General features: G+C 43.8%; 26 protein-coding genes. 16 read left to right on the forward strand and 10 right to left on the reverse strand.

The window, feature by feature from the left end; translation table 11 throughout:
* Window positions 1-4: 4 nt before the first annotated feature.
* Window positions 5-1,576 (reverse strand): L,D-transpeptidase family protein, encoded by a 1,572-nt coding sequence (locus B9A91_RS04005; protein ID WP_235012455.1) that lies wholly within the window; start codon window positions 1,574-1,576, stop codon window positions 5-7.
* Between the two features lie 303 nt (window positions 1,577-1,879).
* Here B9A91_RS04005 and hisG point away from each other — a divergent pair, with 303 nt between their 5' ends.
* Genes hisG through B9A91_RS04050 form a run of 9 tightly spaced genes read left to right on the forward strand, consistent with a single transcriptional unit; the run spans window position 1,880 to window position 9,859 of the window.
* Window positions 1,880-2,731, forward strand: coding sequence for an ATP phosphoribosyltransferase (gene hisG / locus B9A91_RS04010; RefSeq protein WP_084237115.1), 852 nt, complete (start codon window positions 1,880-1,882; stop codon window positions 2,729-2,731).
* 57 nt (window positions 2,732-2,788) lie between these two features.
* The gene (hisD, locus tag B9A91_RS04015; RefSeq protein WP_084237116.1) at window positions 2,789-4,087 is read left to right on the forward strand and encodes a histidinol dehydrogenase; all 1,299 of its coding nucleotides are present in this window, start codon (window positions 2,789-2,791) and stop codon (window positions 4,085-4,087) included.
* On the forward strand, window positions 4,074-5,135 hold the full coding sequence (gene hisC, locus B9A91_RS04020; RefSeq protein WP_084237117.1) for a histidinol-phosphate transaminase: 1,062 nt from the start codon (window positions 4,074-4,076) through the stop codon (window positions 5,133-5,135). Before hisD ends, hisC begins: the two co-directional genes overlap by 14 nt.
* A complete protein-coding gene (gene hisB, locus B9A91_RS04025) occupies window positions 5,132-6,265 on the forward strand; it encodes a bifunctional histidinol-phosphatase/imidazoleglycerol-phosphate dehydratase HisB (RefSeq protein ID WP_084237118.1) in 1,134 nt (377 codons plus the stop codon). Before hisC ends, hisB begins: the two co-directional genes overlap by 4 nt.
* Window positions 6,265-6,858: an imidazole glycerol phosphate synthase subunit HisH gene (hisH, locus tag B9A91_RS04030; RefSeq protein WP_084237119.1), complete on the forward strand. Its 594-nt coding sequence runs from the start codon at window positions 6,265-6,267 to the stop codon at window positions 6,856-6,858. Before hisB ends, hisH begins: the two co-directional genes overlap by 1 nt.
* 1 nt (window position 6,859) lies before the next feature.
* Window positions 6,860-7,609, forward strand: a complete 750-nt coding sequence (gene hisA, locus B9A91_RS04035) for a 1-(5-phosphoribosyl)-5-[(5-phosphoribosylamino)methylideneamino]imidazole-4-carboxamide isomerase (protein WP_084237120.1) — start codon at window positions 6,860-6,862, stop codon at window positions 7,607-7,609.
* 4 nt (window positions 7,610-7,613) lie between these two features.
* A complete protein-coding gene (gene hisF / locus B9A91_RS04040; RefSeq protein ID WP_084237121.1) occupies window positions 7,614-8,369 on the forward strand; it encodes an imidazole glycerol phosphate synthase subunit HisF in 756 nt (251 codons plus the stop codon).
* Window positions 8,366-8,956: a bifunctional phosphoribosyl-AMP cyclohydrolase/phosphoribosyl-ATP diphosphatase HisIE gene (hisIE, locus tag B9A91_RS04045; protein WP_084237122.1), complete on the forward strand. Its 591-nt coding sequence runs from the start codon at window positions 8,366-8,368 to the stop codon at window positions 8,954-8,956. Before hisF ends, hisIE begins: the two co-directional genes overlap by 4 nt.
* A gap of 3 nt (window positions 8,957-8,959) precedes the next feature.
* Window positions 8,960-9,859: a WD40 repeat domain-containing protein gene (locus B9A91_RS04050; RefSeq protein ID WP_084237123.1), complete on the forward strand. Its 900-nt coding sequence runs from the start codon at window positions 8,960-8,962 to the stop codon at window positions 9,857-9,859.
* Here the strand turns inward: B9A91_RS04050 and B9A91_RS04055 are convergent.
* Together B9A91_RS04055 and B9A91_RS04060 are read right to left on the reverse strand one after the other, a co-directional pair.
* The gene (locus B9A91_RS04055; RefSeq protein WP_084237124.1) at window positions 9,849-15,695 is read right to left on the reverse strand and encodes an alpha-2-macroglobulin family protein; all 5,847 of its coding nucleotides are present in this window, start codon (window positions 15,693-15,695) and stop codon (window positions 9,849-9,851) included. The two genes, B9A91_RS04050 and B9A91_RS04055, sit on opposite strands and share 11 nt — an antisense overlap.
* A 37-nt stretch (window positions 15,696-15,732) precedes the next feature.
* A complete protein-coding gene (locus B9A91_RS04060) occupies window positions 15,733-16,515 on the reverse strand; it encodes a C40 family peptidase (RefSeq protein ID WP_084237125.1) in 783 nt (260 codons plus the stop codon).
* 107 nt (window positions 16,516-16,622) lie between these two features.
* Here B9A91_RS04060 and B9A91_RS04065 point away from each other — a divergent pair, with 107 nt between their 5' ends.
* Window positions 16,623-17,078 (forward strand): universal stress protein, encoded by a 456-nt coding sequence (locus tag B9A91_RS04065; RefSeq protein ID WP_084237126.1) that lies wholly within the window; start codon window positions 16,623-16,625, stop codon window positions 17,076-17,078.
* Window positions 17,079-17,133: 55 nt separating this feature from the next.
* On the opposite strand, the gene B9A91_RS04070 is transcribed toward B9A91_RS04065, so the two are convergent.
* The gene (locus B9A91_RS04070; protein WP_084237127.1) at window positions 17,134-17,484 is read right to left on the reverse strand and encodes a 4Fe-4S dicluster domain-containing protein; all 351 of its coding nucleotides are present in this window, start codon (window positions 17,482-17,484) and stop codon (window positions 17,134-17,136) included.
* A gap of 77 nt (window positions 17,485-17,561) precedes the next feature.
* Between B9A91_RS04070 and B9A91_RS04075 the strand changes: the two genes are divergently transcribed.
* The 6 genes from B9A91_RS04075 to B9A91_RS04100 all read left to right on the forward strand — a co-directional run bounded on the left by B9A91_RS04075 (window position 17,562) and on the right by B9A91_RS04100 (window position 22,415).
* Entirely contained in the window at window positions 17,562-18,581 is a 1,020-nt protein-coding gene (locus B9A91_RS04075) for an acyl-CoA reductase (RefSeq protein ID WP_084237128.1), read from the forward strand.
* Window positions 18,582-18,622: 41 nt separating this feature from the next.
* Entirely contained in the window at window positions 18,623-18,826 is a 204-nt protein-coding gene (locus tag B9A91_RS04080) for a fructose-6-phosphate aldolase (protein ID WP_084237129.1), read from the forward strand.
* A gap of 2 nt (window positions 18,827-18,828) precedes the next feature.
* A complete protein-coding gene (locus tag B9A91_RS04085; protein WP_084237130.1) occupies window positions 18,829-19,512 on the forward strand; it encodes a cell division ATP-binding protein FtsE in 684 nt (227 codons plus the stop codon).
* A gap of 128 nt (window positions 19,513-19,640) precedes the next feature.
* Window positions 19,641-20,237, forward strand: a complete 597-nt coding sequence (locus B9A91_RS04090; RefSeq protein ID WP_084237131.1) for a nucleotide exchange factor GrpE — start codon at window positions 19,641-19,643, stop codon at window positions 20,235-20,237.
* 7 nt (window positions 20,238-20,244) lie between these two features.
* Window positions 20,245-21,402, forward strand: coding sequence for a molecular chaperone DnaJ (gene dnaJ / locus B9A91_RS04095; protein ID WP_084237132.1), 1,158 nt, complete (start codon window positions 20,245-20,247; stop codon window positions 21,400-21,402).
* Between the two features lie 95 nt (window positions 21,403-21,497).
* Window positions 21,498-22,415, forward strand: coding sequence for a Ppx/GppA phosphatase family protein (locus B9A91_RS04100; protein ID WP_084237133.1), 918 nt, complete (start codon window positions 21,498-21,500; stop codon window positions 22,413-22,415).
* Here B9A91_RS04100 and B9A91_RS04105 read toward each other — a convergent pair.
* From B9A91_RS04105 to B9A91_RS04130, 6 genes are all read right to left on the reverse strand, one after another.
* Complete coding sequence (locus B9A91_RS04105) at window positions 22,401-22,970, reverse strand: Maf family nucleotide pyrophosphatase (protein ID WP_084237134.1); 570 nt, start codon at window positions 22,968-22,970, stop codon at window positions 22,401-22,403. The two genes, B9A91_RS04100 and B9A91_RS04105, sit on opposite strands and share 15 nt — an antisense overlap.
* A gap of 78 nt (window positions 22,971-23,048) precedes the next feature.
* Window positions 23,049-23,453, reverse strand: a complete 405-nt coding sequence (locus tag B9A91_RS04110; RefSeq protein ID WP_084239569.1) for a hypothetical protein — start codon at window positions 23,451-23,453, stop codon at window positions 23,049-23,051.
* Window positions 23,454-23,577: 124 nt separating this feature from the next.
* Window positions 23,578-24,105 carry a KdsC family phosphatase gene (locus B9A91_RS04115; RefSeq protein ID WP_084237135.1) on the reverse strand — a complete coding sequence of 176 codons (528 nt, stop codon included), beginning with the start codon at window positions 24,103-24,105 and terminating at the stop codon, window positions 23,578-23,580.
* Between the two features lie 6 nt (window positions 24,106-24,111).
* Window positions 24,112-24,354 (reverse strand): Fe-S cluster assembly protein IscX, encoded by a 243-nt coding sequence (iscX, locus tag B9A91_RS04120; protein ID WP_084237136.1) that lies wholly within the window; start codon window positions 24,352-24,354, stop codon window positions 24,112-24,114.
* A 24-nt stretch (window positions 24,355-24,378) separates the two neighbouring features.
* Window positions 24,379-24,711: a 2Fe-2S iron-sulfur cluster-binding protein gene (locus tag B9A91_RS04125; protein ID WP_084237137.1), complete on the reverse strand. Its 333-nt coding sequence runs from the start codon at window positions 24,709-24,711 to the stop codon at window positions 24,379-24,381.
* A gap of 41 nt (window positions 24,712-24,752) precedes the next feature.
* Window positions 24,753-25,511 carry a Rossmann-like and DUF2520 domain-containing protein gene (locus B9A91_RS04130; RefSeq protein WP_084237138.1) on the reverse strand — a complete coding sequence of 253 codons (759 nt, stop codon included), beginning with the start codon at window positions 25,509-25,511 and terminating at the stop codon, window positions 24,753-24,755.
* Window positions 25,512-25,548 lie beyond the last annotated feature (37 nt).

Consider the following 25,548-nt stretch of genomic DNA (forward strand, 5'->3'; position numbering starts at 1 on the left):
CAATTTACATGAACTTCTTCATAGCTGCATACAAAGTTTCATCTAAACTGTAAACATCAGGGCGGAACTGAATTGTTCCGTTTTGCGACCAGGCTGTAATGTAATTGATGATCAGCGGTACCGGCTTTTTGGTACCAAACCATTTGGGTTTCAACTGAAAAACATTTAAGGTATCGGCCTTTTTTGCCATTTTTTTACGGTACACATCCATTTTAGTGGTATCAATTGGCGGCAGGTTCACCTCCATCCGCAGTTGATCGTACTGGTATTTGTCTTTAACCAGGTTTTGTGCAAACTCCAGCGGCTTCTCTACCCGTACACAACCATGGCTGATGGCCCTGTTGCTCCTGGCAAAACCGCTTTTATTATTGGTATCGTGCAAGTAAATACTTGAACCGTTATCGAATATAAATTTAAACTTACCCAATGCATTCCCCTCACCAGATCCCTGCTTAAACTCAAAAGGTAGCTTTTCGCGTGGGTACCTGTTCCATTGAATCGTATCAGGATCGCTCACCAGCTTACCTCTATAATAGACCCTGATGTTGTTATTGGATAGATAATAAGGATCTCTTAGGGCCTGCCAGTAAATTTCGCTCCTGGCAATGCTTACCGGTATGTTCCATATAGGGTTTACCTGTATCGAATTCAGCTTGCTGTACAATATAGGCGTTTCATGGTTTTTAGGTTTATCATCCAGGTTCCCCGATTTTAGGTAAAGTTTTATTTTTTCGGCATAGTCCTTCTCACGTGAAGCACCCACACAAACCTTCATATGGCTCAGCGTATCTTGTCCGCTAAACCAGGTCAGGCTAAAATCTGGTATATTCACTTCAACGTGTTCATCTCCAAGATCGGGTAATTTCCACCTCATTCTTTCCATATTGACCAGGATGGCCTTCAGCTGTTCCGGGCTCCGCTTATACGCACCGCTCAGCATTGCTGCCTGCAGGGCTTTGTATTGAACTGAGCTGGGCTGGATATCTGCAAGCAATTTTTCCAGATCGCTGGTAGCCAGTACGGCAGTCATGCTTACGCTATCTGGTCTTTTTACGGCAACATAGTACCTGGACAATAGCTTTCTTGGATTTAAAGCACCATAGTTTACGAAATTGTTATACTTGATCAGGCTCTCTGCCGCATTTAGTTCCAGATCGGCCACCACAGGATAAACCTCGGCGATATCTTTAAATTTATTGGCCGATAATTTATCCAGCAGCCCTTTAAGTTTCTTGTACCCGAAAATCTCCGGATTGAAACCATGCTGTTCACTTCGGCTGATGTAATTTTTGAGGGTATCCAAAGCACCACCAGCAAAAAACCTGGTCACCAGGCCAGGTTCACTGTTGTGGTGCTCGTAAAAGGCCTTTAATGTATTGGGGTTTGAAAAATTACCTTTCAGTGAATCAAAGTGTCTCTTAAAAATGACATTGTACTCGGCGGTATCAAATTTCTTGTAAAGTTTATTGTCAAAATGCTCTGCCAGCTTAAGCCCTACTTCAGGAGTTTCTTTAAACCAGTTACAGGCATTGAACAGCAAGCAAACGGGGATGAGTAAAAGGAATAGTTTTTTCAAGGGTGATGTTCTGTATTAAATAACGCTATTTAGAATTATTAAGCCACTAATCAAATTAAGTGCCATAAAATAAACCAAATTTTATTTGGATTTGCAATTTCAATGGCTATATTTGCCGCATCTTCAAGATGCTAGCCATTATTGATAAAAGAACTTTATAGGATTTATGAACTTTGTTTTGAACCATCACTTACATTTCCATCATCGCCACCTGGCGATGTATATGTAATGTTTTGTACTTCAAAACTTGTTTCCGACCTTATTTTCTTGTTCAATCAATAATCATCAATAGCAAAAGCAAAATTGAAAACTCTTAAAATAGCTATCCAGAAATCGGGTAGATTAAACGAAAAATCAGTAGAAATTCTTAAAAATTGTGGTTTATCTTTTGAAAACTACAAAAGCTCATTAATATCAACAGTTACCAACTTTCCTTTGGAGATCCTTTTCCTGAGAGATGATGACATTCCTGAATATGTACAGGATGGGATTGCCGACCTGGGTATTGTGGGTGAAAATGTAATTGTTGAGGCTGGTGCGGAAGTCAATTACCTTCAAAAATTAGGCTTTGGAAGATGTACACTCAAAATTGCCATCCCCAACGAAAGCCAGATTACGGAAATTGCGCAGCTGAGTGGCAAAGCCATCGCTACCTCCTATCCTGTGATCCTGGAAAAATACCTGAAAGAAAACCATGTAAATGCTGAGGTGCGCACCATTTCCGGATCGGTAGAGATAGGGCCCGGACTAGGGCTAAGCGATGCCATCTGCGACATTGTTTCTACAGGTGGCACACTAAAAAGCAATGGATTAAAACCTTTCTCTGAAGTGATGAAATCGGAAGCAGTCCTGATTGGAAAAGAAGGCTCAGACCTGCTACCCGAAGTTCAGGAACTGCTGCAACGGATCCGCTCTGTATTGCGTGCAAAAGAGACCAAATATGTGGTGCTGAACGTGGCGAAATCAAACCTTAAAAAAGTGGTCGACCTCCTGCCCGGCGTAAAAAGTCCGACGGTAGTTCCGCTGTTTGATGAAGACTGGGTTGCCGTACATTCGGTAATTGCCGAACACGATTTCTGGGAAAAGATCAATCGGTTAAAAGCTGCCGGCGCCCAGGGAATCGTAGTAATGCCGATCGAAAAAATTATAGCCTAAACCTCTTTTTTTCTTAAAAGAACCATTAACCAATAGTTAATATAAAATCATAAAACATTGAAATTCTATAACTATACAGATTTAACTAAACAAGAAGTTGAATCCCTATGTTTACGACAGCTGGAAGACGACCTGACTATAAAGGAGCAGGTAAAAACCATCGTAGAAAGGGTAAGAGCTGAGGGCGACAAAGCCTTGTTCGACTATGCCCTGAACTTCGACAAGGTGAACCTGGAGCAGCTTTTTATAGATCCGCAGGAAATTAGAAATATTGCCTCGGCCATCCCATCCGAAGCGAAGGCAGCAATCGACACTGCGTACCGGAACATCAAAGCTTTCCATGCTGCCCAGCTATACAGGGAAGGGAAAATAGAAACCATGCCCGGTGTTACCTGCTGGCGCGAAACACGGGCCATAGAGCGGGTAGGATTGTACATACCGGGAGGCACTGCCGTGCTGCCCAGTACTTTTTTAATGCTGGGTATTCCAGCGGTTCTTGCAGGCTGCAAAGAGATTGTGGTGTGCTCCCCGCCTCAAAAAGATGGCAAGACCAATTGTTACCTGGCATATGTGGCTACATTGCTGGGTATTGAAAGGATTTACCTGGCGGGTGGAGCCCAGGCCGTTGCTGCAATGGCATGGGGTACAGCCAGCATTCCTAAGGTAGACAAGATCTTTGGCCCGGGCAACAGGTATGTAACCCAGGCTAAGCAACTGGTACAGGGAACAAGCATGACTGCAATAGACATGCCGGCAGGCCCTTCAGAGGTTTTAGTGCTCGCAGATGAGACTGCCAATTCGTCATACATCGCATCTGACCTACTTGCACAAGCAGAACATGGAATTGATTCTCAGACCATTTTAGTAGCCACCTCAAGTAAAATTATAGATGAGACACTCACTAAGATCGGGGTACAACTGAAAGCCCTGCCTAGGCAGGACATTGCTGCCGAAGCCATCAAAAACTCTTATGCAGTGCTGGTTGATAGCCTGGAACAGGGCATGGAATTCAGCAATGTGTATGCTCCGGAACATCTGATCATCGCATCCGATAAGTTTGAGCAATTGATTCCTTTGATCAGCAATGCGGGCTCCGTATTTTTGGGTAACCTGACCCCTGAAAGTGCAGGCGATTATGCTTCTGGAACCAACCATACCTTACCTACCAGCGGCTTTGCTAAGGCTTACTCGGGTGTTTCGATGGATTCCTTTCTGAAGAAGATCACCTTCCAGCACATCACGCCAAGAGGGCTAAAGAACATTGGAAATACCGTAGAAGTACTGGCTGGAGCCGAAGGTTTGGAGGCACACAAGAATGCTATAACTATTAGATTGAAAGAAAATGGATATCAATAAATTACAAAGGGAAAATATCAAAAACCTTCGCCCCTACTCTACTGCGAGGGACGAATACAAAGGGCAAGCGAGCATTTTTTTAGATGCAAATGAGAACAGTTATGGCTCTCCGTTGACTAAAGACACTCCTGAAGCTGTTAATTATAACCGTTACCCTGATCCGCTGCAGCTCGACCTGAAAGATGCGATCAGCAAGATCAAGGGGGTTCCTATCGAAAATACCTTTCTGGGCAACGGCAGCGATGAAGCCATCGATCTTCTGTTCAGGGCTTTTTGCGAGCCGGGCCGCGACAATGTGGTCATCCTTCCGCCAACTTATGGCATGTACGAAGTCTCGGCGGGTATTAACAATGTAGAAACACGCAAAGTAAACCTGTTGCCCGGCTTCCAGTTAGACCTTGAGGGCATTGCTGAAGCGATTGACGAAAACACCAAGCTGATCTTTATCTGCTCGCCAAACAATCCTACAGGAAATTCCATTATCCGCACAGATATTGAAACCGTACTGGCCAATTTTAACGGCCTGGTGGTGATAGACGAGGCCTATATCAATTATGCCAAACAACATACTTTCATCAGGGAACTTACAGAATATCCTAACCTGGTGATCCTGCAGACTTTCTCCAAAGCCTGGGGCCTGGCCGCATTGCGTTTGGGAATGGCCTTTGCAGCACGCCCGGTAATTGATGTGCTGAATAAAGTGAAGCCGCCCTACAACATTAACCAGGCTACCCAGGACATCGCCTTAGCTGCTTTGAAGAACATTGAGCAGGTAAATGAATGGATTAAAATAACTGTTGCCGAAAGGGAAAACCTGAGCAGGGAACTGGCAGCATTGCCTACGGTTAAAAAGGTTTACCCTTCGGATGCGAATTTTATACTAATTGAGGTAGAAGAGGCGTTGAAAACATACGATTCATTAGTTGAAGCAGGAATTATCATCAGAGACCGCTCTAAAGTGACGCTGTGCGAAGGATGTCTACGTATTACAATCGGAACCCCGGAAGAAAATAAAACTTTGTTAGAAACGCTTAAAATGCTTAAATGAAAAAAATACTTTTTATAGATCGTGACGGCACGCTGATTACCGAACCGGAGGATGAACAGATCGATTCCTTTACCAAGCTCCAGTTTTATCCAAAGGCCTTGTTTTACCTTTCAAAGATCGCCAGGGAACTGGACTATGACCTGGTGATGGTCACCAATCAGGACGGCCTGGGTACGACTTCGCATCCCGAAGAAAACTTCTGGCCAGTGCACAATTTCATTATGAATACTTTTGCAGGTGAAGGCGTAACGTTTACCGAAGTGATCATCGACAAAACCTTTGCGCATGAAAACGCCCCGACGCGAAAACCCAATACCGGATTGCTGCAGCATTTCTTGACAGAAGGGTATGACCTGGCGAATTCATTTGTTATAGGAGACCGCATCAACGATGTGATACTGGCCAAAAACCTGCGTGCTAAAGCCATATGGCTGCGCAACAATGATCTGCTGGGTGCAAATGAAGTGCTTGAAAAAGCGGAGACACTTGGAGAGGTTATTGCCCTGCAAACCCAGGACTGGGTAGATATCTATACTTTCCTAAGGGCGGGCAGTCGCTCAGTACACCATGAGCGCAACACCAATGAAACCAAAATCAGTATCGAGATAGACCTGGACGGAACGGGAAAGGCCGACATTCATACGGGGTTAAACTTCTTTGACCATATGCTGAACCAGATTGCCCGTCACGGCAGTATCGACCTCCGCATCAAAACAGATGGCGACCTGCATATTGATGAGCACCATACTATTGAAGATACGGGAATTGCCCTGGGGGAAGCTTTTGCCAAAGCCATTGGGAATAAACTTGGCCTGGAACGCTATGGTTTCTGTTTGCCTATGGACGATTGCCTGGCACAGGCGGCCATTGATTTTGGCGGCAGGGCCTGGATTGTGTGGGATGCTGAATTTAAACGCGAAAAGGTGGGTGATATGCCTACAGAAATGTTCTACCATTTCTTTAAGTCATTTAGCGATGCAGCCAGGTGCAACCTGAACATTAAAGCGGAGGGCGAGAATGAGCACCATAAAATTGAAGCCATTTTTAAAGCTTTTGCAAAAGCCATAAAAGTGGCCATTAAACGCGACCCTGATAAGTTAGTCTTACCCAGTACTAAAGGAATACTGTAATGATTGGAATTGTAAATTACGGGGCCGGCAACATCTTTTCGCTGACATCGGCCTTGGACAGGCTGAAACTAGCTTATGGGATGGTAAACACCGAGACCGACCTGGACAAATATACCCACATCATCATTCCGGGTGTAGGCCATGCAGGTGCGGCCATGCAAAAGCTGGAACAGACCGGTTTGGTAGCCCCCCTTAAGGCTTTAAAAAAACCGGTGCTGGGCATATGCGTGGGCATGCAGCTGCTGACCCAGCATTCTGAAGAGGGCAATGCCCGCCTGATGGGCATTGTACCGGTAAAAACACGCTTGTTCAATAAAGATCAGGGGATTAAAATCCCGCACATGGGCTGGAATAATATCAGCCATCAAAACAATTTGTTGTTTGAAGGTGTTGAAAATGATGCACAATTTTACTTTGTGCATTCGTACTTTATTGAATATAACGCTACTTTTGACATCGCGACTGCAAACTATGGGATGCCTTTTTCTGCAGCCGTACAAAAAGACAATTTCTACGGCGTTCAATTTCACCCGGAAAAATCGGGTGTCGCCGGAGAGCGTTTATTAAAGAATTTTTCAAACTTAAAACAATAAAATGTACATTATTCCTGCAATTGATATTTTAGATGGAAAGGTTGTCCGCCTTACAGAAGGCGACTACAACCAGAAGACAGTTTATGATGTTTCCATCGCTGAAATGATAGAGACCTACCGGTCTAATGGTACAGAATTTATACATATCATAGATTTAAATGGTGCTAAAGGTGACTTCAGCAACCAGGCAGCACTGTTTGAAGTGATCAAAAAAACAGATATGCGCGTGCAGTATGGCGGCGGTATCCGCACCATTAAACAGGTAACGGACCTGCTGGATGCCGGCATTCACAGGGTGATTGTGGGTACACAGGCCATTACAAATCCCGATTTCTTACAGGAACTGAGCAAGGAAGTAGGCAAGAAATACGATTATGCCAACCGCATTGTAATTGCTATTGACGTACTGGACGAAGTAATCAAATACTCGGGCTGGATGGAAAGCTCGCCGATTAAGCTGATGGACTATGTTGACAAATGCCTGCAGCTGGGTTTCTTCAGGTTCCTGTGTACAGACATCAACAAAGACGGTAAGCTGGGCGGTGCGGCCATAGAACTTTATAAAAAGCTTCTTGAACACTCGCCCTTCATTAAACTGATTGCCTCGGGGGGTGTAAGTTCTATGAAAGACATCGAGGAGCTGGATAAATACGACATCCGTTCCGTTGTGGTTGGAAAGGCCATCTACGAAAACAGGATCACCATTGAGCAGATCAAAGAGTGGAATTTAAAACAAATGACCTCGCTGTAAACAGATGCTGAGCAAACGTATCATTCCATGCCTGGATGTTAAAGACGGGCGGACCGTTAAAGGCGTAAACTTTGTAGACCTTAAAGATGCCGGCGATCCGGTGGAGCTGGCCTGGCAGTATGCGCAGCAGGGAGCTGATGAGCTGGTTTTTCTGGACATTACCGCTACGCATGAACGCAGGGGCACCACCATAGAAATGGTTAAGGCCGTTGCCAGACAACTGAACATACCCTTCACCATTGGTGGTGGCATCACAACCATAGCCGATGCCGAGGCCCTGTTAAATGCAGGCGCCGATAAGATCAGCATCAATTCCGCAGCAGTAAGGAACCCTGCGTTAATTGAAGACTTAGCCAGGGCTTTCGGAGTTCAGTTTGTGGTGGTTGCTGTAGACACTAAACTGGTTGATGGACGCAATATGGTGCACCTGAACGGCGGCAGACTGATTACAGAACTGGAGACGGAAGACTGGATACTCAGGGCCGAAAACCTGGGTGCAGGCGAGATCCTGCTGACCTCTATGGACCATGATGGTACCAAGAATGGTTTCGACTGTCCCTTATTGGACAAGGTTTCAAAGTCGATCAACATACCTGTTATTGCTTCCGGGGGCGCAGGAAAAGTAGCCCATTTTACCGAAGTATTTTTAGGGACAGGTGTTGATGCAGCCCTGGCAGCGTCTGTTTTCCATTTCGGGGAAATCCCGATTCCACTTTTAAAACAAGAATTAAAAAAACACAACATACCGGTAAGGTTATGAACATAGATTTCGAAAAAACACAGGGTCTGGTACCTGTAATTATACAGGACGTGCAGACCCTTGAGGTTTTAATGCTGGGCTATATGAACCAGGAGGCCTGGGACAAAACACAGGCCGAAGGCAAGGTTACCTTCTTTTCGCGCAGCAAAAACCGGCTGTGGACTAAAGGGGAAGAAAGCGGTAATTTCCTTTTTGTAAAGGAGACCCATATTGACTGCGATAATGATACGATACTGATTAAGGCCAGTCCGGTTGGCCCTACCTGCCATACCGGCTCCCGCAGCTGCTTTAAAACAACCTATAACCAGAACTTTATTTTTGAACTGGAACAGATCATTGCCGACAGGTATGAAAACCCTTTAGCAGAATCGTATATCAACAAACTGCGTGGCAAAGGTCTCAATAAGATTGCACAGAAAGTTGGTGAAGAAGGCGTGGAAACTGTAATTGCTGCGTTGAATGAAACCGATGAAGATTTCGTCAACGAGAGTTCCGACCTGGTATTCCATTTACTGGTGTTGCTAAAGGAAAAAGGAAAAACCCTTGCCGATATTGGTTTGAACCTGGAAGGCAGACATAAAAAATAAGCCATGATTACACATCTGCATACCCTTAGCGGTCATCAAAACCCCGTTTATGCATTGGCAAATGCAGCTAAAGAAAATACATTCTACAGCGCGGGCAATGACAAGGGTGTAGTAGAATGGTCGCTCCAAAACATGGCCTTTGTAAAAGTATTGGTAGCCGTACAAAGCTCGGTGTACGCAATTCACCGGTATGAGAACCTGCTTTTTGTTGCGCAAAGAAGTGGACTGATCCTGGTGTTCGACCTGAAGCTTGAAAAGACCATCGCAACATTACACCATCACCAAAAAGCAGTCTTTGACATCAAGACCATTACCGGCAAAAATGAGTTGCTCAGTACCGGCGAAGATGGAACACTTGCGGTATGGTCATTGGCCGACTTCTCCTTATTGTACCATTTTACTGTAATCCAAAACACGGTAAGGGTAATTGCTGTAAACAACAGCGAAACTGAAATTGCGCTGGGCTGTAAAGATGGGTTGATCCGGATTTACAATTCTGAAGATTACAGCCAGATTAAGGAGCTACAGGGGCATAGCTTACCTGTTACCTCCCTACAATATTCGCCCGACGGGACACACCTGATCTCTGGCGGTCGCGATGCGCAGCTAAAAATATGGGCTTTGCCCGGTTATGAGCTGGTCAACCAGGTTGCTGCCCATATGTTCAGCGTTTATGCCATCGCCTTCCATCCCACCGCTTCTTATTTTGCTACTTGCAGCCAGGATAAAAGTATCAAACTTTGGGACAGCAAGAATTTTAAACTCTATAAGATATTAAGCCTGGAAAAACAAACGCCAGGCCATTTCCATTCCATCAATAAACTGATCTGGAGCACCGATGGCAGATACCTGATCTCGACAGGAGATGACCGCCAGGTGATGGTATGGGCTGTTAGTTTATAGCTATATCCTTCATGCCCTCCCTGCCATAAAATACCGGAAAATACATCATTTCGGCTTTTGCCGGGTTCAGGATGTAATTACCGGAGTACCTTGGCATCAGTTGAATGTTAAACATATATTTTCCTTTTTTTAGTTTGCTGCAAAAAATAGAGGTTTTATGTTTAAAATACTCCCGGTGCGTTTCCGTCCCCCAGAAAGTCTGCATTTTGTTCTCATACGAGCAACCTGCCGGAATTGGCACTTCTACCATTACATAGTCGGCATCAGCGCGTACCTCAACCTCTACCTTTAAATCGGTTAAAGTACCTGCTTTTAGCTTTCTAACCGTTTCACCATTTTGATCAAACCAGGTTTTTACTGTAAAGTCTTTACTTACTTTCTGCGGACTTGGGTTATGGAATTGCTGGTAAGCCGTGAAATAAACAGGAGTTTTACCTTTCTTGATGAGCGTTAACGCCGCAGGTTCGATCACCTTGTGATGTGGAAAAACAGTAATGTTCTCGTTGTTGAGCACAATGGCAGCAGGTTCTGCTTTCCTGCCATCAGCCATCAGTTCAGGCAGTATGGTTTGAAGAATAAGGGATGACTCATAGGTGTTGCGCCATTGCCCGTCTTTGCGCTGTTCTAAAAAATAACGCTGAATACCCTCCATCTCCTTTTTATGCCCTCCATTGACTTTAAATACCTGGTAAGCCATTAAAGTGTTCTGGATGCTGTTGTCCCAAAAGTAACGGTTTTCTTCTCCCCAGTAAAAATTACCAAACATCGTTTCCTTTTTCAGGCCCATAAGCCAGCTTATATCTACCGGCATACCCGCTTTTTGCTTCAGATGCATCAGCTGAAGTTTTTCGTATAGCGGTTGTTTAGGCAGCAATGGCACATCGGAATTTGCCTTCCTTTCGCGGGCATTTTTTGCTTCCAGATCGACCCTTCTCTTCTCAATGGCAATAATCCAGTCGTTGGCATAGTATTTTTCATTAAGCAAACTCAATAATTTTATGCCATAAATCTGATCAAAATGAACATCGCCTGTCATTTTATCGAGTAGGTAACTGTACAATTTGTTTTTATCAAGCACTACTTCATACCCCTGCTTCTGGGCTTCCAGCAAAGTTTCTACCACATGTAAGCTAATCCACAATTCTTCACCGCTGTTTTGCCACCAGCCCCAGGTACCTTCAGGGCGTCTATTGTCCTGCAGTTTTTTCAGCAGCACTTTGATCTGCTTTTCTCCTTTGAAATCCTGCCCCAAGTATTTTCTGACAGATTTTTCGAGCAGCAGGGCTCTTAGTTTAGAGGCGAGTTGTTCGTTGCAAAGGTATTCGTAGTTTCGCAGCTTATCAATCTCATCCAGCAAAACCGGGAATACCGAAGCCTCGGCCCTGAGGATAACCTTACCTAAAGCCGGATCGAATTTATAAACGATGGTGGTATCGCTGCCAAGTGCATTAAAAAGGCCCTTTGTTTCCGTTATCCCAGCTTTGAATACAGGGATTTTGCGAAGCTCCCCATCAGAATAACCATTGTCCTGTTTCATCGTATATTCAAAACTGAGGCTGTCTGCGGCCATTCCTTTATATCCTCTGGCTACAATCGGTACGGTATCAATTTTTGCATGCTTAAAAGTTAGTTTTCCATTTAAGAGTTCCGTTCCATTGTAACTGAACCTGCGGTTTACCGTTTCATCGGCATTGCTATAGTTCATCAACTTTCCGATTACACCAATGCTGTCGCCTTCCAGGGCGAACTGAGGCGAGACAAAATTGGCGCTCAGCATTTTAAAGGATTTGATTGTAGTTTCGGCAACACCCGCCTGCTTGCGGCTGTTCATGGCCACAAGCCTGGTTGTCCAGCTGGTTACATCGTCAGGAAATTTAACGGTAAAACCAGCTTTTCCATCCGCGTCAGTGAATAATTTAGGCTGCCAGATGGCATAGTCAGAGAAATTGCTACGCAGGCTTGACTGCTGCTGTTCCGGCGTACCGGCCGCATTAAGCACGGTATTTCTACCTTTGGTCTTAACAATGATCACCCCTCCGGCAGCGCGTGCACCATAAATTGCCGTTGCCTCTGCATCTTTCAAGATATTTAAAGAAACAATGCTGGACTGATCCAGCGCGCTGATATCTCCGGTAAATGGCAGGCCGTCGACAATGAGCAATGGCTTTTGTCCGCCGGAGCTTGTTGACAGTCCCCTGATCACCATCCTGGCATCCATTTCCTGTTTTTGGGCAGCTCCAGAATAGCCAAGCTCCTGACTGGTAATCGCACTGATTGCTCCCGTTAAATTCTGTTTTTTCTGCACACCATAGCCCACTACAACGACCTCCTCCAGCAATGCCGTTGCAGCATCAAGCTTAATTTCGCCAGCATCGCCATTGATCACATTAATTTCCCTGCTATCGTAACCTATAAACGAGACGATCACCTTCCCGCGTTTGGGCACCTTAATTTCAAAATACCCATTTGCACCTGTATTTACCCCATAGCTTGCACCTTTTATTTTTACTGCCGCAGCTACTATAGGCAATTTGGTTTTCGCATCAATTATACGACCATTCATCCTGCCGGTAAGTATGGCAGGGTTAAAGTACCTGTCGTTGATGTTCTGAAGGATATTTTGCTGGGCATCGGCAGGCCTTGGACTATTGCTGCCAATATTTACAGATTTGATCTGCAGGTCTATTCCTGTACTCATTCGATCCGCGGCCTGAATTTTCACTCCCTTCCACTCAAAATAATTTATGCCCCCCGCTTTAATGTCTACATCTTCGGCTACGAAATACCGGTTGTCTTTAAACAGGTAAATGATCCGGTAGATGCTCTGCTCAAGTACATTAAAATAGCTTGCATTACCTGGGTATACCTGCAGAAAATCGGGTTCATCGTATTTATAGATCACAATATTTTTCAGGTAAGGCATTTGATTCGAAATGCCCGTATCTAGTTTCATTACCAGCTTACCATAGCTTCTTCCTCTGGGATAGGAATTGTTGATCAATGATGTTGTCCTGCTCCTCAAGTCCAGATAATTGTTCCAGATACTATCCAGCTCTCCACTTTTCAAAGGGTACTGCCTGTAGTCATCGCTGCCATTAAATGCGGTTAAAGTTGTATTGAAACCATAAGGAGTACCATATGATTTTTGTTTGAGCAATCCCGGCAGAAAAGTATAGGTATACCCTGGCTCCTTCATAAAGGTCTGTTTCAGCGAACCGGATTCAATGGTAAGGTAATTTTCTTTAATCGGGCCTACCAAAAGACCGGAACTGAGGGCGGGTTGATCCTGGCTGAGGCTCAGAAAATATGCGGCACTGTCGCCCCTGCGCTCATTTACAGGCGTCAGTATGGCCTTATCGCCATTAAAATTATTCTCTATCCTGATCATGTATTTTGTAAGGAAAGCAGATTCTTCGGCACTGAGCAATGGGGTTAATTTACTTACACGAGCCTTTGTGTTCTGCAGGTCGGCATTTACGCTTAATATTGTTTTTTTGCCTTTTGCAAATTCATAATCGTCCAAACTCACCAGGTATCCCGAAGTGCGCATCTGAATGTTGTGTTTACCTGGACTAAGCCGGAATGCATAACGCTGAAGTTGATTGGCCTGGCTAAAGTACACGGGTACATCATCAATATAAACGATATGGGCGGGTGTTATTGCCCCGTTTTTTACCACAAAGGGGGCAACAACCGCTAAGGCCGTATCCGGCCCCTCTTCCTGTATCGCATACAAATCTTTTGTTTGTGTAAAGCGATAATATTCAATGGTATCCAGGTTTAACGCTTTCCCCCATCTTTCCCAGGTCAGGCTCATCTCGCCCTGAAGGTCTATGTCCTCAGCCTCGAAGCCAGGGCTTATTTTGCGCGCAAAGAATGGCTTGCCAAAATAAGGGATACCTGGCGAATACCCGTTTTTAAATTTGCTGGTATAGGCATATGCGGTAACATCTGTTGAGGCAACCGGCAGGTCATTTGCATCGGTTACCTTAACCTGCATGTTTACCGTTTGCCCGGGGTAAACAAGATCGGGGCTCAGCAGTTTTACATTCAAAATACCAGGCCGGTAAAAAGCGCTGGTTTCTGTATCCAGTTCCTTTTCGCCCCAGCTGTAATTGAGTTTTACATGTGCTGCCTTTGCTGAAGTATGCCTGATTGTGGTATCCAGACGGGTACCATAACCTCTTAAAAACACCTTGTTGCCTGAAAAGATGGTGTACCAGAAAGGTATTTTATGCTGATTATTAACCAATACCTGCAAAGAATCTTTACCCTGCACCGCATCTACTTTTATTTCCGGCTTCAGATCTTCCATGAAGATATAATCGTCGTAGCCATCGTTGGTTTTCACATAGTAACCGCTGGCGGAATAATTCATTTTAATGGCAGCGGGGAGTTCAACCTTCAGGACTTCTTCTTCATCGCTATTGGGGAAACTGAGCGACACGCTAGCTTTTTGCCTGACGGAATTGCCCCTGACCTGGTAGTCGAGATACAGGCTATCCTTTTTAAATTCGACCTTAACATCCTGCTCTTTAACACGGTATTTTAGCGATTTGCTGGCTGTACGCCGTTCGTTGTTGCTGTTTAAAAATACAAATGACACCTCGAAATCAATGTCGGCCTTCGGAAAAATACTGTCGGGAAGCAAGAGTTTGGTCTCCCCTACGGGATCAAGCACAAGGCTGGTTTTCCAGAGGGTATCCTTAACAAAAAGCCGGGGACTGTAAAACTTTGAGGCGGTATTGGTCCGAACCAGTACCTCTACCCGCCCATCGGGTACGGCAAGTTCATTTTCGTCGGTTGCCTTCATAAAAATGTTCGCCGGGTTGCCTGGGCTGTATTCGTTTTTATCTGTCCTGACCGTAAAGTTGACAGACTTCAATTCGTAGTCTTCATACCTGAAATTGCCCTGATAAACCTGTTCCCATTCTTTTCGCTGTTGCTCCTTTAAGACGATAGTGTAGTTCCTGTCCAGCTTTAACTGTAAGCTGTCTGCTAAAACAAAACTGAATTCATAACCACCATCCCGGTAAGGATCTAAAGTAGTAAGCAGGCTGCCCGGCGCATTATAATCTTTATTAAGCTCAACTCTTAAGGGTTTGTTCCCGATGCTCTTCCCTTTGGATGTAACCAGATAGGCTTTAAATTTCACCGTATCCAAAGGTTTATACATGGGTTTATTGAATACCATATAACCTGAATACCCTGTTTTAACACCCCGTTTACGGTCCCCCAGACCACGCTTTTTTTCAAATATTTTCTTAAACAAAGAAGGATCGTTTTTAGCATAACGGCCATAGCTTTCCTGTTCCTCATAAGTAAAAAAATTGCTGACGCCTTCATACCGGACCGTAATTACCCCTTCTTTTGATCCCGATCCTGCCACATACAGCTTAGCCGTTGCATTATACCGTATGCGTTTGCCTTTACCCACTGTCACCTCTGCAGTGCTGATTTGGCGGCCTTTAAGATCGATAATAGCAAACTGAAAGTTTTTCCTATTGTTGATGAACTGCAGATTTACATTATTTTTTGGCGTAAGCCGATATACGAGCTGGTTTTTTACAGCCTTTACATATAAATAATTGCCAAAAGGAAGATTTTTGCGGTAAGGCTTATTGGATGCATGATAAAAAGAATCGATCCTGGTATGCAAAAAAGCATCATTTATAACCGTTTTACCTTCGGAAGCGACGGCATAAGCTTCTTTATCACTTAGCTTGTAGATGTAGGTGAAGTTGTCCGAAATGCGGCTGTTCGTTAATTTTTTTTGCCCAAAAGCTGCCTGCACAGCAAAAAGCAGCAAGAAGAGGGAGCGTAAAAGATGCTTCATAAATATTTGATTTATAAATAGGATGCAAATGAATTGCCTATTCCATAAAGCGTTTCACAATTCTGAGCTTGTGGGTATATCTCCCCAATTCAGCATTGTAAATTCCTTCGTTATCCATCGGGTCTATCCTGACTTTTGAAGAAGAATGTATAATTTGTGTCGGGTCGATCATGATGCCCACGTGGGTAATCCTTCCTTCGGCATTGTCAAAAAACGCGACGTCACCGGGTTTGATTTCCGGAAGGAAGTCGACAACCGTACCTTCTTCTGCCTGCTGGTAAGCATCCCGCTTCATTTTTAAGCCGTTTAATTTAAAAACGGTCTGTACAAAACCAGAACAGTCCATTCCAAAGAGGTTTTTTCCGCCCCATAAATAAGGCACATTGCGAAAAAACATGGCTGTTGTAACAATATCGGCTGTAAGTCCCTTCTGTGTATCGAGGGGTTCGAACAACACTTTAAAGGGCTGATCGCCAAGAAAACAGTAACCATCTTTGTAACCTGGCAGATTACTGGACGGCGAAAGAAGATAGGTACTACCTTCGGTATCGCTAAGCAGGTTATTTATTTGCGGCGGAGCAATATAGCGGCAATGCTGATTTTCAAGAAATCCGGAAGCTGAAATGGCTGTAAGCTGCCTGAAATCCAGCCAGCCCTCATAGTTGTCGTAGGCATTACGGACCCGCCACCAGCGCTCAGTTTTTTCAAGTATTTCTACATGATCACCAAACAGCAGCTGGGAGGCAATCTCAGCTTTATCCGAAGGCTCAGCCCTTAAGGGTGCTACAGCTATCCTGCAAATTCCATATTGTTGTTCCATATCTATAAATCAATGTATAAAAATAAACTTTTGCCTGGTTAAATTGTTATTTTTATAGTATAGAAATCGTTATTCTATTGCATAGTATAAACCTTAATCTAAATACCATGAACCTCAAAAAGATTTTAATTGCTGTAGATAACAGTACCTGTTCTGAAAAAGCGGCAAAAACAGGATATGAAGTAGCAAAAACCTTTGGGGCTGAGGTTGCGCTGGTTAACATTATAGAGCCTATACCCGCGAATATCAATCCGGACCTTACACTGGCGCCGGTATTTTTAGAAGCATATGACAATAGTGAGGAAAACAGCCATATTTTATTGAAGGAGATAGAAACAAAGTTTAGTCAAGGCATTCGCACCACCTATCTAAGTGTGATTGACAGTGCTGCACATGGTATCATTAAGCAGTCTGACGAATGGGGTTCGGACCTGATAGTTATCGGAACTTATGGCCGGACGGGCATCTATCATTTCCTGATGGGAAGTGTGGCAGAGCACGTGGCCCGGAAGTCGGCCTGCCCGGTATTGATTGTACCGAACAAGTACGAAGAAAAATCATAAACATACAAAAGGCGCCTAACAGCGCCTTTTGTATATCCTATAAATAGCCGGAAAACTATCCTTCCTGGTGTAACCAGGCTTTTTTGGCCAGCAATTCTTCTTCTGTTTCACGAACGTCTTCATCATCCACGCAGCAGTCTACCGGGCAAACAGCCGCACATTGAGGTTCATCGTGAAAACCTTTACACTCTGTACATTTGTCGGAAACGATGTAATAAACTTCATCAGATACTGCTTCCTGGGCAGCTTCTGCGTCGATTTCTTTACCTCCAAAATCAATGATACCGTTTAAATTGGTACCATCAGAAAATCTCCAGGCTGTGCCTGCATCATAAATTGCATTATTTGGGCATTCAGGCTCACATGCTCCGCAGTTAATGCATTCGTCTGTTATTTTAATAGCCATGTCTTCGTCTATATCTATTGCTAAGTTTACCTTTGCAACAGCAAATATAACACATAAACTTTAAAATCTTCGGAATTATGCCAATCCTTAACAGCGAAAAACTAATTATTGCATTAAAAAAACTTAGCGACTTCATGGCTGGGCCCGATCAGGACTTTAAAAACCTCATCTCATCGGCAGCTAACGGCAATGCATGGTTTACAGCTGAAGAGGTAGAAAAAGCACTGAAAGCATTGCAGCGTATGCTAAACCCCGAAGATCTTGAAAGCTGGTTTAGCGGCATCCTGGTAAGCAACACCCCCAAAAAAATAGGTTTGATTTTAGCCGGAAATATCCCCCTGGTTGGCTTTCATGATGTCATTTCGGTACTGGCAACAGGGAACATCGCCCTGATAAAACTATCATCATCAGATGACAAATTACTGCCTGCCCTGTTGACTAAGCTGGTTGAAATAGAACCGTTGCTGGCAGAAAAAATAATTTATACTGAGCGGTTAAAAGATTTTGATGCCGTTATTGCTACCGGTAGCAACAATACCTCCAGGTATTTTGAGTATTATTTTGGTAAGGTACCCAATATCATCCGAAAAAACAGAAACAGCGTTGCTGTAATTACCGGAAATGAAAGTAAAGCCGAACTCTCACTGCTTGGACATGACATATTTGATTATTTTGGCCTGGGATGCAGAAATGTATCCAAGCTTTATCTTCCTGAAGGTTACAACATCAAAAACTTCTTTGAACCCATTGAACATTTCAAAGACATCATTAATCATTTTAAATACAACAACAATTACGACTACAATAAATCTATTTACCTGGTAAACCTGAAGCCTCATTTCGATAACGGTTTTATATTGCTCACCGAAGAAAAAAGTCTGACATCGCCCCTGGCTGTACTGTATTTTGAATATTATAAAGATATAGCTACAGTACAGGAACTATTAAAGGCTGAGCAGGAAAATATCCAGTGCGTGGTGAGTGCAGCGCCACTCCAGCTGGATTCGCCGGTATTGGGTTTTGGGCAAAGCCAGTCGCCCAGACTTTGGGATTATGCAGATAACGTAAATACAGTCGACTTTTTAAATGCTTTGTAAGCCCTTACCTTTTTCTCATTTTGAAATACTATTTTTGAGCGATGTATGTTATTAAAGTAAAAGGTATTGCCAAAATTCCCGATTATGTACAATTGCGGGATGATAAATTTACCCTGCTGGCGTATTTCAGGGTAGACAGGCCCGACAAATCGTTGGAGAAGCTTGGGCTGGGAGATAAACAAGCATACATTATGAATTTTGTAAATGATTTGCCTTTCGGACAAATTGCTAAATTAGAGATCTAAACATGACAGGAAACACAGTTATAAATTTAAAAAATGTAGATGTTTTTCAACAGAAACATTTGGTTTTGTCTAACGTAAATTTAAATGTGGACAAAGGTGAATTCGTTTTTTTAATTGGTCAGACAGGTTCTGGAAAAAGTAGTTTGCTTAAAATCATTTATGGCGACCTCCATATCGGAAATGGTGAAGGGCAGATAGCCAGCTTTGATTTAAAAAAGCTGAGCAATAAAGAGGTTCCTTATTTGCGCCGGAAATTAGGTATTGTATTTCAGGACTTTCAATTGCTTACCGACAGAACGGTTGAAAAGAACCTCGAATTTGTGCTTAAAGCTACAGGCTGGACCGACAAGGCCCTGATCAGTGAGCGGATCAAGGACGTTCTGGAAAAGGTAGGTTTACGTTCAAAAATCAAAAAGATGCCGCATGAACTTTCCGGCGGAGAGCAGCAACGTGTGGTGATTGCAAGGGCATTGCTCAACAACCCGGAAATTATCCTGGCTGATGAGCCTACAGGGAACCTGGATCCGGATACTTCTGAAGAAATTGTAATGTTGCTGAAGCAGATCAGTCAGAGCGGCACAGCGGTACTCATGGCTACACATGATTACCACATCATCCGCACTTTCCCTTCAAGGATCATCAAGTGTGAAAGTGGTATTGTTCATGAAGATGCGCAGATCGTTTAAGTCCCTCGTCTGACAAAATTTTCTTATTCAGTCATTCGCGACAGTCTTTTTTACCTAAAACTGACAGCATGACTGACAATTCCCTATTGGCAAAGCTTTTGAGTTTATAACCAAAATTCTACTATACTATGTTTAGCAAGAAGAAGAAACACGATAAAGAAGATACAACTATGCAAAATCAGGATCCTGCAGCAGAAAACAATGCTGAAGAGCTATTGATAAACGATACAAATGAGGCGCAGGCCGAAACCCCTGAAGAAAGCGCAGCAGAACTTTCTGCAGAAGAAAAGCTTCAGCAGGAAAACGCAGCTTTAAATGACAAATATTTACGCTTATTTGCTGAATTTGACAATTTTAAACGCCGCACCCAAAAAGAAAGAATAGAATTGCTACAAACAGCTGGCAAGGATGTCATTGTTTCCTTATTGCCGGTACTGGACGATTTTGACAGGGCTGACAAAGCCATGGAAAATGCCAGCGATGTAAATTCTATAAGGGAAGGCGTAAATCTGGTACATACCAAATTAAAAAGCATATTAGCCCAGAAAGGGCTGAAAGAAATTGAAAGTATCAATACCGTTTTTGATACGGATAACCACGAAGCCATTACCAAAATACCTGCTCCTACTGAGGATATGAAGGGAAAAGTAATAGACCAGCTGGAAAAAGGGTATACCTTAAACGACAAAGTGATCCGCTTTGCCAAAGTAGTAGTAGGTAGTTAATATTTTTATGAGCAAAAGAGATTATTATGATGTGCTTGGGGTATCCAGAAACACATCTGCTGACGAGATTAAAAAGGCTTACCGTAAACTGGCCATCAAATATCACCCGGATAAAAATCCGAATGATAAAGCTGCTGAAGAAAAATTCAAGGAAGCAGCCGAGGCTTATGAGGTTTTAAGTAACCCTGAAAAGAAACAACGCTATGACCACTATGGTCATGCCGGAGTTGGCGGTGCAGCAGGCGGTGGATTTGGCGGCGGCGGAATGAACATGGAAGATATCTTCAGCCAGTTTGGAGATATCTTTGGTGGAGGTGGCAGTCCTTTCGAAAGCTTTTTTGGCGGTCAGCAATCACGCGGAGGCCGCCGGGTAGCTAAGGGTACCAACCTGCGTATTAAGGTAAAGCTTACGCTTGAAGAAATTGCCAATGGTACAGAGAAAAAGATAAAGGTAAACAAACAGATTACCTGTAAAACCTGCGATGGCACAGGTGCTAAAGACCGGTCATCGGTAAGTACCTGTAAAACCTGCGGTGGCAGTGGCGCTGTACGTAGGGTAACCAATACAATATTGGGACAAATGCAAACCACCTCTACCTGCCCTACCTGTAACGGAAGCGGATCCCAGATCACAGCCAAATGTGGTTCATGCCACGGCGAAGGTGTAGTAAGGGGCGAAGAGACCATTACCATTAACATCCCTGCGGGAGTTAGTGATGGCATGCAGCTGAGCATGAGCGGAAAAGGAAATGCAGCGCCCAATGGTGGTATCCCTGGTGATTTGATCATATTGATTGAGGAAATCCCTCATGAAAGCCTGAAACGTGAAGGCAATAATGTGGTTTATGATTTACATGTATCTATTGTTGATGCGGCATTAGGCTATAGTGCCGAGGTACCAACCATTGATGGCAAAGCCAAAATTAAAATTGAGCCAGGTACCCAGAGCGGCAAACTGCTGCGTTTAAAAGGTAAAGGCATTCCGGAAATTAACTCCTACCATCGTGGAGATGAGATCATACACGTGAACATCTGGACACCGAAGATCCTGAGTTCCGAAGAAAGAAGCATCCTGGAAAGACTCCGGGACTCTCCGAACTTCAAACCTCAGCCGGGAAAGAATGACAAGAGTTTCTTCGAAAAAATGAAGGAATATTTTGAATAATTAATTTAATACTTTTGAAAGGCCGCCCGCAAAGCGGCCTTTTCCATGTAACAAAAACCGGCTTTTTTCGTCTAAAACCAAAAAATACATTCAAAATGACCGCAGCTGTTATCGATCTTGGCACCAATACCTTTCACCTTATCATTGCACAAATTTCTCCGGATAACATTGAGGTCCTCTACAAAACCAATATTCCCGTAAAATTGGGCGAAGGCCGGATTAACGACCACATCATTATCCCTGAAGCTTATGAAAGGGGCTTGCTAGCCTTAGAAACATTTCAGGACGAGATCCGCAAACACCAGGTCGATACAGTAAAAGCAATCGCCACCTCTGCCATACGCAGCGCCGGTAACGGTGAAAACTTTGTGAAGGCAGCAAGATCCTATGCAGGAATAACCATTGAGGTAGTCAGCGGGGATCAGGAAGCGGAATACATCTTCAATGGCGTAAAAGCCAGCGGTGCAATCCGTGAAACTTCATTGATCATGGATATCGGGGGCGGAAGTACAGAGTTTATCATTTGCAACGAAGACGGGCTCCTCTGGAAAAAAAGCTATAACATCGGAGCAGCGCGGCTAATGCAGGCTTATTTTAATTCTGACCCTATAAGCCAGACCGACATGCAGGCCATTATCAGTCACTTAGATAACGAACTGGCTGATCTGAAAAAAGCCTGCAGCATTTACAAACCAATACAGCTGATCGGCTCGGCTGGTGCCTTTGAAACTTTTATGGCAATGATAAACGGGCAGTTAGACTTGAACAGTATACCCAGCCACCCTATTGATCTGGAGGCTTACCGGTCTATATCAACAACCCTGCGGCATTCCAGCCATTCAGAAAGAGCAGCGATGCCAAACCTGATCCCACTAAGGGTAGACATGATTGTGATTGCGGCAATTTTAACCGACTACGTGATTGCATTGAGCGGAATTGAAGGCCTGAGCTTATCCACTTACGACCTGAAAATGGGCGTACTGGAAAGCCTCAGGCAATCAGAAGCGGGATAAAGCCCGATATAGTTTTTCGGTAGGAAGTCCCATTACATTGGTATAAGAACCGATGATCTTTTCGACAGCAATAAGCCCGATCCAATCCTGTATCCCATAGGCTCCGGCTTTATCAAAAGGATTATAGTTGCTGATGTAATGCGCTATCTGGGCATCGGTAAGTACGTTAAAAAAGACTTCCGTCCTGTCGTAAAAAGAATAAAGCTTATCCCCATAACCCAGACTCACCCCTGTATAAACCTGGTGGTTGGTACCAGATAGCTTGCTGAGCATTTCTCTTGCATGCTTAGCGTCTGCGGGCTTACCCAAAATTTCGTCGTTATAGGCTACAATGGTATCCGCAGTTATGATGATCGCTTCTCTGCCGTCTTCAGCAAAGGCTGCAGCTTTTTTTTCGGCAATGTAAACGGCTATATCTGCAGGCAGGAGTTCAGCAGGGTAGCTTTCATCCACTTCCTTTAGCATCACCTTAAAATCAAGGTTCATGGCACTCAATAGTTCCTGTCTGCGTGGAGATTTTGAAGCAAGTATGATGGGAAGGCTTTGCTGATACATATATAGATTAATTTATCGTAGCGCTAAAATAACAAAAGCGGCCCAAGACCGCTTTTATTATTGACAAATATTTTTAGGTTATTGACCACCGCCACCCTGAGGACCACGGCCTTCCATTCTTTTTTTCATGTTTTCAGCTCTTTCCTTTTTCCATTCTGCAAAGGCTTTTTTCTGATCCTCATTTAACAAAGCATTGATCTTTACATCATTCTCATCGTTCACGGCTTTCATTTTAGCCATCATAGCTTCCCTGTCGGCCCCCTTGTTTTCTTCACGGGCCTTTTTCATTGCCGCAGCCTGGTCAAGGAAAATAGCAGCTACTTTTGCTTTCTGGTCTTCAGACAGGTTCAGCTTCTTGGTCAGCTGTTCTGCATTTTTTTGCGCTCTTTCTTCAGGAGTTGCCATTTTACGTCCCCCGTCTTGTGCCTGTGCAAATGTTACTACACTAAATAACAGTCCGCAAATCATCAATAATTTTTTCATCTCTTTTCTTTTTTGTTTTACTTTATGGTTGCGAGTTATGCTTAACTCAGAAATTAGAGAGTAGGCGGTGGCAATAGGTTTAACCATCAAAACGTAACATGCGTGTTACAAAAAAGATTTGTTGTTATTTACCAGAATCAGCAGCAGATGGGTTTTCATCGAACCATTTGTGCTGTACCCTAAGGACTTTCTCTATGATGTCCCTGACAGCGGTTTTACCTCCTGAGTAAGGCGAGATGTAGTGCGAGATGGCTTTGATCTCGGGAACGGCATCTTCCGGACAGGTAGGCAGGCCTACCAGTTTCATTACTTTAAGGTCAGGAATATCATCACCCATATAAAGAATCTCTTCAGCTTTAAGCTGATATTTTGCCAGCAGATCGTTGTACACCGCAACCTTATCGGAAACGCCCAGAAAGATGTTGTTTATCCCCAGTCCTTCAAAGCGCTTTTGCATGGCTGCGCCCCTTCCTCCGGAAATGATACAAACATGAAAGCCCTTTTTTACAGCCAGCTGAAGTGCATAACCATCTTTGATGTTAAAGGTACGTAGAAACTCACCCGAATCGGACGCAATGATATCACCGTTGGTCAGTACACCATCAACATCAAAGATAAAAGTTGTAACCTGCTTTAGCTGTTCAAGAAACATGAGTGCCTATTTCTGGTTATCCCTCCACTCATAAACCCAGGCCGACTGGATTTGCTCCAGATGCCCTTCATTGCTTTCTTCACGGGTACCTTTAAAGTTAGGGAGCTCCAGGATCCAATCCAGCAGTTCTGTAAACCTAATTCGGTATATCCTGGCTTCACCAAATTCGTCACCAAATTTCTCGTACAGTTCCTGTGCTATATCTTCGTGGTCATTCCAGTAAATGGGTAGGGCAAATTTATCCTGCATGTTATTTTCTATTATCTGTTGTTATTAATGACCTAAAAACTCTGACTGATCGGGAATGGTGACCTCAATATCTCCGCTGATCACTACACACTGACAGCCTAAACGGGAACTGATCCTGGGACGGACTGCCCTGTCAATGAAATCCTCTTCTTTGTCAGAAATCTCCTGGATATCGTCCATACCCCGGGTTACATATACATGGCAGGTACTGCATCCGCAAACCCCACCGCAATTGTGCTGCAATTCTATTCCATGGTCCAGGCAAACATCCAGCACAGATTCACCCCCTGCAATAGGCAATTCCACGGTTTCTTTTCCCTGTTCTTCAAAATTTATCTTTAACTTAAAAATACTCATAATCGGGTTCAAAAATACGCACAAAAACCACAATTACATGATTATCGTGTTTTTTTAATGCTATTACTTAAAATTGCATAGATTTCCTTCAGATGAGGGCTCTTATGCAATAGTTCTTCATGTTTTAATAGGGTTTGCCTATCGTTCCGTATGGCCGGACCGGTCTGCACATTTTCAGGCAGGGCATGCTGTACTTTTACTGCGGTTTCCATGATCAGCGGCCTGAGGATCTCAAAATCGATTTCGTTCTTTTCAACGATCTGCTGACTTAACCTGTACATATGGTTAACAAAGTTACAGGCAAAAACGCCCGCCAGGTGTAATATTTTACGTTTCTGGGTGCTTACTTCGTAAATGAGCGGGCTCAGTTTAACGGCAATGAGCCTCAATGCACTCAGGTTTTCCGGACTGTTGGCCTCCAGACATAAGGGTACATGAATGAAATCTATAGGCTCTGCTTTGGAAAAGGTTTGCAGCGGATAAAACACACCATAATTTTTTATACCAGCCAATACTTCCATATCTGTGGCACCCGAAGTGTGTACAACCAAACCGTTGACCTCTTGAAGGGCCCTGACCACCTTTACAATCGCATCATCTTTTACCGCGATAAGGTACAAGTCTGCGTCCTGGTCAATCTCTTTCAAATCGGCCACAGCCTGGGCACCGGTTTCAGCTGCTAAAGCTAAGGCATTATTAAAATCCTTACTCCAAACCTGAACAATATCGGCTTCATTTTCTTTGAAGGCATTAGCCATATGTGTGGCTACATTACCAGAACCTATGCAAACAATCTTCATTTAGTATCTCATTAAATGGTTACAAAGTGTCAGTACA

This window comes from Pedobacter africanus, assembly GCF_900176535.1.
Classification (GTDB): Bacteria; Bacteroidota; Bacteroidia; order Sphingobacteriales; family Sphingobacteriaceae; genus Pedobacter; species Pedobacter africanus.

Excerpts from the sequence above, each read along its gene's own strand:
- hisC (WP_084237117.1), top strand. The coding sequence starts at position 4,074 with ATGGATATCAATAAATTACAAAGGGAAAATATCAAAAACCTTCGCCCC.
- hisB (WP_084237118.1), top strand. The coding sequence starts at position 5,132 with ATGAAAAAAATACTTTTTATAGATCGTGACGGCACGCTGATTACCGAA.
- hisH (WP_084237119.1), top strand. The coding sequence starts at position 6,265 with ATGATTGGAATTGTAAATTACGGGGCCGGCAACATCTTTTCGCTGACA.
- hisA (WP_084237120.1), top strand. The coding sequence starts at position 6,860 with ATGTACATTATTCCTGCAATTGATATTTTAGATGGAAAGGTTGTCCGC.
- hisF (WP_084237121.1), top strand. The coding sequence starts at position 7,614 with ATGCTGAGCAAACGTATCATTCCATGCCTGGATGTTAAAGACGGGCGG.
- hisIE (WP_084237122.1), top strand. The coding sequence starts at position 8,366 with ATGAACATAGATTTCGAAAAAACACAGGGTCTGGTACCTGTAATTATA.
- B9A91_RS04050 (WP_084237123.1), top strand. The coding sequence starts at position 8,960 with ATGATTACACATCTGCATACCCTTAGCGGTCATCAAAACCCCGTTTAT.
- B9A91_RS04055 (WP_084237124.1), bottom strand. The coding sequence starts at position 15,695 with ATGAAGCATCTTTTACGCTCCCTCTTCTTGCTGCTTTTTGCTGTGCAG.
- B9A91_RS04060 (WP_084237125.1), bottom strand. The coding sequence starts at position 16,515 with ATGGAACAACAATATGGAATTTGCAGGATAGCTGTAGCACCCTTAAGG.
- B9A91_RS04065 (WP_084237126.1), top strand. The coding sequence starts at position 16,623 with ATGAACCTCAAAAAGATTTTAATTGCTGTAGATAACAGTACCTGTTCT.
- B9A91_RS04070 (WP_084237127.1), bottom strand. The coding sequence starts at position 17,484 with ATGGCTATTAAAATAACAGACGAATGCATTAACTGCGGAGCATGTGAG.
- B9A91_RS04075 (WP_084237128.1), top strand. The coding sequence starts at position 17,562 with ATGCCAATCCTTAACAGCGAAAAACTAATTATTGCATTAAAAAAACTT.
- B9A91_RS04080 (WP_084237129.1), top strand. The coding sequence starts at position 18,623 with ATGTATGTTATTAAAGTAAAAGGTATTGCCAAAATTCCCGATTATGTA.
- B9A91_RS04085 (WP_084237130.1), top strand. The coding sequence starts at position 18,829 with ATGACAGGAAACACAGTTATAAATTTAAAAAATGTAGATGTTTTTCAA.
- B9A91_RS04090 (WP_084237131.1), top strand. The coding sequence starts at position 19,641 with ATGTTTAGCAAGAAGAAGAAACACGATAAAGAAGATACAACTATGCAA.
- dnaJ (WP_084237132.1), top strand. The coding sequence starts at position 20,245 with ATGAGCAAAAGAGATTATTATGATGTGCTTGGGGTATCCAGAAACACA.
- B9A91_RS04100 (WP_084237133.1), top strand. The coding sequence starts at position 21,498 with ATGACCGCAGCTGTTATCGATCTTGGCACCAATACCTTTCACCTTATC.
- B9A91_RS04105 (WP_084237134.1), bottom strand. The coding sequence starts at position 22,970 with ATGTATCAGCAAAGCCTTCCCATCATACTTGCTTCAAAATCTCCACGC.
- B9A91_RS04110 (WP_084239569.1), bottom strand. The coding sequence starts at position 23,453 with ATGAAAAAATTATTGATGATTTGCGGACTGTTATTTAGTGTAGTAACA.
- B9A91_RS04115 (WP_084237135.1), bottom strand. The coding sequence starts at position 24,105 with ATGTTTCTTGAACAGCTAAAGCAGGTTACAACTTTTATCTTTGATGTT.
- iscX (WP_084237136.1), bottom strand. The coding sequence starts at position 24,354 with ATGCAGGATAAATTTGCCCTACCCATTTACTGGAATGACCACGAAGAT.
- B9A91_RS04125 (WP_084237137.1), bottom strand. The coding sequence starts at position 24,711 with ATGAGTATTTTTAAGTTAAAGATAAATTTTGAAGAACAGGGAAAAGAA.
- B9A91_RS04130 (WP_084237138.1), bottom strand. The coding sequence starts at position 25,511 with ATGAAGATTGTTTGCATAGGTTCTGGTAATGTAGCCACACATATGGCT.